This window comes from Aeromonas sp. HMWF015 (assembly GCF_963878965.1).
Lineage (GTDB): Bacteria > Pseudomonadota > Gammaproteobacteria > Enterobacterales > Aeromonadaceae > Aeromonas > Aeromonas veronii.
The window spans coordinates 559-5,957 of sequence record NZ_CAWNZT010000281.1 but is presented as its reverse complement, the minus strand read 5'-3'; the positions used below and the strand labels follow the sequence as shown (position 1 = coordinate 5,957).

Here is a 5,399-nt window from a genome sequence, read left to right as displayed (position 1 = left end):
TGTGGGTGCCCGAGCCCGCCCTGTGGCGGGCTTTTTGTTTCGCAGTGCAGCACCTGTTCATCTTGCCCGGTTTACGGCTCAACGTGACCGCGCAACCATGACAAAGGGTGTGGTTTTTTAGGGTTGGGGCTTGAAGCTGCGTCTGGCGACCCCATATAGGTAGCAAGGCCGCGGCGGCACAAAAAATTTGATGCCGGGAGCTTGAAAGCCAGATTGGCAGCCCCCACCTAGCCGTTAACGCATTAAGGCGAGTTCCTCGCCAGTTTATTCAAAGTATTTGGAGATTCGTCAAATGGGTAAAATCATCGGTATTGACCTGGGTACTACCAACTCCTGCGTCGCTATTCTGGATGGCGACACTGCTCGCGTGATCGAGAACGCAGAAGGCGATCGTACTACTCCGTCCATCATTGCCTATGCCGATGATGGCGAGATCCTGGTTGGTCAGCCGGCCAAGCGTCAGGCCATCACCAACCCGAAAAACACCCTGTTCGCCATCAAGCGTCTGATCGGTCGTCGTTTTGAAGATGAAGAAGTGCAGCGTGACCTGAAAATCATGCCGTACGCCATCGCCAAAGCTGACAACGGCGACGCCTGGGTTGAAGTGAAGGGCAAGAAAATGGCACCGCCGCAGATCTCTGCCGAAGTGCTGAAAAAGATGAAGAAGACCGCCGAAGACTATCTGGGCGAGCCGGTAACCGAAGCCGTTATCACTGTTCCGGCCTACTTCAACGACGCCCAGCGTCAGGCTACCAAGGATGCCGGTCGCATCGCAGGTCTGGATGTAAAACGCATCATCAACGAGCCGACTGCTGCTGCTTTCGCTTACGGCGTGAACAAGGTCAAGGGCGAGCGCAAGGTTGCCGTATATGACCTGGGTGGCGGTACTTTCGATATCTCCATCATCGAGATCGACGAAGTTGAAGGCGAAACCACCTTCGAAGTACTGGCGACCAACGGTAACACCCACCTGGGTGGTGAAGACTTCGACAACCGCGTCATCAACTATCTGGTAGACGAGTTCAAGCGTGAGCAGGGCATCGACCTGCGCAACGACCAGCTGGCTCTGCAGCGTCTGAAAGATGCCGCCGAGAAAGCCAAGATCGAGCTCTCTTCTGCCCAGCAGACCGACGTCAACCTGCCGTACATCACTGCAGATGCCACCGGTCCGAAGCACATGAACATCAAGGTGACCCGCGCCAAGCTGGAATCCCTGGTAGAAGACATGGTGAAGGACTCTCTGGAGCCGGTTCGTGTCGCCCTGAAAGACTCCGGTCTGGCAGTTGGCGAGATCGACGACGTGATCCTGGTTGGTGGCCAGACTCGTATGCCGCTGGTTCAGAAGACCGTTGCCGAGTTCTTTGGCAAAGAGCCGCGTAAAGACGTCAACCCGGACGAAGCCGTGGCCATGGGTGCTGCCATTCAGGGTGCCGTACTGTCCGGTGACAAGACCGACGTTCTGCTGCTGGACGTTACCCCGCTCTCTCTGGGTATCGAAACCATGGGCAGCGTGATGACTGCGCTGATCGAGAAGAACACCACCATCCCGACCAAGAAGTCCCAGGTGTTCTCCACTGCCGAAGACAACCAGTCTGCCGTGACCATTCACGTGCTGCAGGGTGAGCGCAAGCGCGCCAGCGACAACAAGTCTCTGGGCCAGTTCAACCTGGAAGGCATCCGTCCGGCACCGCGCGGTCTGCCGCAGATCGAAGTGACCTTCGACATCGATGCCAACGGTATCCTGCACGTCTCTGCGAAAGACAAAGAGACCAACAAAGAGCAGAAGATCACCATTCAGGCCTCCTCTGGTCTGTCTGATGACGAGATCGAGCGCATGGTACGCGAAGCCGAAGCCAACGCGGCCGAGGACAAGAAGTTTGAAGAGCTGGTACAGGCTCGCAACCAGGCTGATGGTCTGGTCCACTCTGTACGCAAGCAGATCACCGAAGCTGGTGAAGCCCTGCCTGCCGACGACAAGACCAAGATCGAAGCCGCTCTGAGCGAGCTGGAAGTTGCCATCAAGGGTGACGACAAGGCTGCTATCGAAGCCAAACAGCAGGCTCTGCTGGAAGCGTCCCAGAAGCTGATGGAAATTGCCCAGCAGCAGGCTCAGGCCCAGGGTGCAGCCGGTGCTGATGCCGGTCAGTCCTCCTCTTCTGCCAAGGCTGACGACGACGTAGTCGACGCCGAGTTCGAAGAAGTGAAAGACGACAAGAAGTAAGCCCTACCCAGATGGGCGGAGTCCGCTTCGCCCATCGGCTTGGTCAATGAATTCACGGGCGTTGGGTAACCAACGCCCGTCTGCGTAACCACAGGATGAGTATGTCGAAGCGCGATTTCTACGAAGTACTGGGTGTGGCGAAAGATGCCGACGATCGCGAGATCAAGAAGGCGTACAAGCGCCTGGCCATGAAGTATCACCCGGATCGTAATCAGGGTGATGCCGCATCCGAAGAGAAGTTCAAAGAGGTCAAGGAAGCCTACGAGGTCCTGACCGATGCCAACCTGCGTGCCCGTTACGACCAGTACGGCCATGCCGGTGTCGACCCGAGCCAGGGTGGCGGTGGCCACGGTGGCTTTGGCGGCGGTGCCGACTTCGCCGACATGTTTGGTGACGTATTCGGTGACATCTTCGGCGGTGGCCGTGGTGGTGCTCGTCGTGGCCCGGCCCGTGGCTCCGACCTGCGTTACACCATGGAGCTGACGCTGGAAGAGGCGGTACGCGGGGTCTCCAAGGAGATCAAGGTGCCGACCCTGGTTCACTGTGAAGTCTGTAACGGCTCCGGTGCCCATACCGGCAGCAGTGCCCAGACTTGCCCGACCTGCCACGGCTCCGGCCAGGTGCAGATGCGTCAGGGCTTCTTCGCGGTGCAGCAGGCTTGCCCGCACTGTCACGGTCGCGGCAAGATCATCAAGGATCCGTGCCGCAAGTGTCACGGTGAAGGTCGCTATCAGCGCACCAAGACCCTGTCGGTGAAAATTCCGGCGGGCGTCGATACCGGCGATCGCATCCGTCTCTCTGGCGAAGGGGAAGCAGGAGCTCCGGCAGGGGATCTCTACGTACAGGTGCACGTCAAAGAGCACGAAATTTTCGTGCGTGACGGCAACAACCTCTACTGCGAAGTGCCCATCAGCTTCACCGCAGCCGCCCTCGGTGGCGAGATTGAAGTGCCGACCCTGGATGGCCGCGTCAAGCTCAAGGTCACTCCGGAGACCCAGACCGGCAAGATGTTCCGCATGCGCGGCAAGGGCGTGAAATCCGTGCGCTCCGGTCAGGTAGGGGATCTGATGTGCAAGGTGGTGATCGAGACTCCGGTCAACCTCACCGAGCAGCAGAAAGAGCTGTTGCGCCAGCTGGACGAGTCGTTCAGCGGTGCCGCTGCCAAGACCCACAAGCCGAAATCGGAAGGCTTCTTCGAAGGGGTGAAACGCTTCTTCGACGATCTGACCAGCTGATTTCAGCGACCCGAATAAACAGAGCCGGCCTTGTGCCGGCTCTTTTTTTGCCCGTCATTTCGCCAGGATCCGCCTTATTGAGTGGATCCTGATGAGGGATCCTCCTCACAACTCCCGCCAATTCCTGCTGTACAAATGTTATCCCGCTCACACTGTTGCTGAAACGGTTTAGTTGTCATATTGAGTTAGCTAAATTGGTTTAGCTATGCTCTGGCTGTCGATAACAACAGCGCCCGTTCGGGCCACAGATGACAGGTGAGGAAGATGATGATGTTCAAGAGCAAGTTGGCGCTGGCGGTAGCGCTGGGATTGGGGATGAGCAGCCCGCTGTGGGCGGCGGATGGCGGTATCGAGGCCCGTCTGGCGGCGCTGGAGGCGCGGGTACAGGCGGCCGAAGCGAGAGCCGAGGCGGCAGAGAGCCGTGCCAGTCAGGCGGAAGTGAAGGCGAGCGCGGCCAGCGAGCAGGCGCAGGTGGCCAACAACCGCAGCCAGAAGGTGGATGAGAAGACCGCTGGTGCCCAGGGCTTCGAGTTTCATGGCTATGCCCGCTCGGGCCTCCTGGTCAACAGCAATGGCAACGGTGGGCGCGGCGGCCCCTACATCACCCCGGCAGGATCCGTGGGGGGCGCTGTGGGTCGCCTTGGCAACGAGGATGACACCTACATGGAGGCCAACCTGCTGAAAACCCAGACCTTCGAGGATGGCAGCTGGGCCCGCTACAAGCTGATGCTGGCTGACGGGGTGGAGACCAGCAACGACTGGACCGCCAGCGATTCGAGCCTCAATACCCGTCAGGTGTTTGCCGAGATCGGCAATCTGGCGAGCTTCGACGGCCCCTTCAAGAATGCGGTGCTGTGGGCGGGCAAGCGCTTTGATCGGGACAACTTTGACATCCACTGGCTCGATTCCGACGTGGTGTTCCTGGCCGGTACCGGCGGCGGCGTTTATGACGTGCAGCTGGCCGACAGCTGGAAGGCCAATTTCTCTCTCTATGGCCGTGATTACGGCGACATCAGCGCCAGCGGTCTTTCCGATATCGAGAGCTACATCCTCACCATGAACAACCGCGTCGGCAACTGGCAGTGGATGGTGAACGGCCTCTCGGCCAAGGACAATGATGCCCGCATCAATGACAAGGGGGCGGGCAGCGAGGCGGCGGACAAGGGGGCACACACCCTGCTGGCCTACCACGGCGATAGCTTCTTTGGCATCAACCCCGGTTTTGCCAAGGCGGCGGTGTTGTATGGTCATGGGCTGGGGGCCGAGGTCAAGGGGCTGGGCTCTGACAGCGAGCTGTTGCCGGACGCCGATGCGGTGCGGGTCGCCGTGTTTGGCGCTACCGATCTCAACTCGCGTTGGCGTTTTGCCCCGGCCCTGCTGGCCGAGCAGAGTCAGGATCGCTACGTGAAAGGGGATGAGTACCGCTGGCTCACCTTCAATACCCGAGTGGCGCAGGTGCTGAGCCAGAACGTCGAGCTGGTCTACGAGGCGGCCTGGCAGTACATGGACCTTGATCCCAAGGGCTACAAGGGTCGCCAGGCGGTGAACGGCAACTTCACCAAACTCACCTTCGCCCCCACCTTCAAGGCGCAGACCGCCGGATTCTTCGAGCGGCCCGAACTGCGGGTGTTCGCCACCTGGATGGACTGGTCCTCCGAGCTCGACAACTACGCCAGCGACGATGCCATGGGCCAGAGCAACTTCACCGCCGGTGGCGAGTGGAACTTTGGCGTACAGATGGAAACCTGGTTCTAGTTCGTTATCCCGATCACAAAAATGGCAGCTGGTACCGAGATCTGCTGGTTGGCTAAAACGGTTTAGCTGATAATGCCAGCCAACAGAACAGAGTTCGGGTTTGACCGTGGATCCGATGCAGCAGTGGAGTAGCAAGGTGACGAATCGTGTGTGGGTAATGGGGGATGCGGTGGTGGACTTGATCCCGG

Annotated in this window: 3 protein-coding genes; all 3 read left to right on the top strand. The window is 59.2% G+C overall.

The genetic code is table 11. The features are described from left to right. The first annotated feature begins 292 nt into the window (after nt 1-292). The 3 genes from dnaK to AACS18_RS14510 all read left to right on the top strand — a co-directional run bounded on the left by dnaK (nt 293) and on the right by AACS18_RS14510 (nt 5,211). A complete protein-coding gene (gene dnaK, locus AACS18_RS14520) occupies nt 293-2,221 on the top strand; it encodes a molecular chaperone DnaK (protein ID WP_042053028.1) in 1,929 nt (642 codons plus the stop codon). A gap of 101 nt (nt 2,222-2,322) precedes the next feature. Continuing rightward, nucleotides 2,323-3,456 (top strand): molecular chaperone DnaJ, encoded by a 1,134-nt coding sequence (dnaJ, locus tag AACS18_RS14515; protein ID WP_108612533.1) that lies wholly within the window; start codon nt 2,323-2,325, stop codon nt 3,454-3,456. Between the two features lie 264 nt (nt 3,457-3,720). Then, complete coding sequence (locus tag AACS18_RS14510) at nt 3,721-5,211, top strand: carbohydrate porin (RefSeq protein ID WP_108612532.1); 1,491 nt, start codon at nt 3,721-3,723, stop codon at nt 5,209-5,211. Nucleotides 5,212-5,399 lie beyond the last annotated feature (188 nt).

What these genes read in the sequence shown, in the direction of transcription:
- AACS18_RS14510 (WP_108612532.1), top strand. Translation starts at nt 3,721, where the DNA reads ATGATGATGTTCAAGAGCAAGTTGGCGCTGGCGGTAGCGCTGGGATTG.
- dnaK (WP_042053028.1), top strand. Translation starts at nt 293, where the DNA reads ATGGGTAAAATCATCGGTATTGACCTGGGTACTACCAACTCCTGCGTC.
- dnaJ (WP_108612533.1), top strand. Translation starts at nt 2,323, where the DNA reads ATGTCGAAGCGCGATTTCTACGAAGTACTGGGTGTGGCGAAAGATGCC.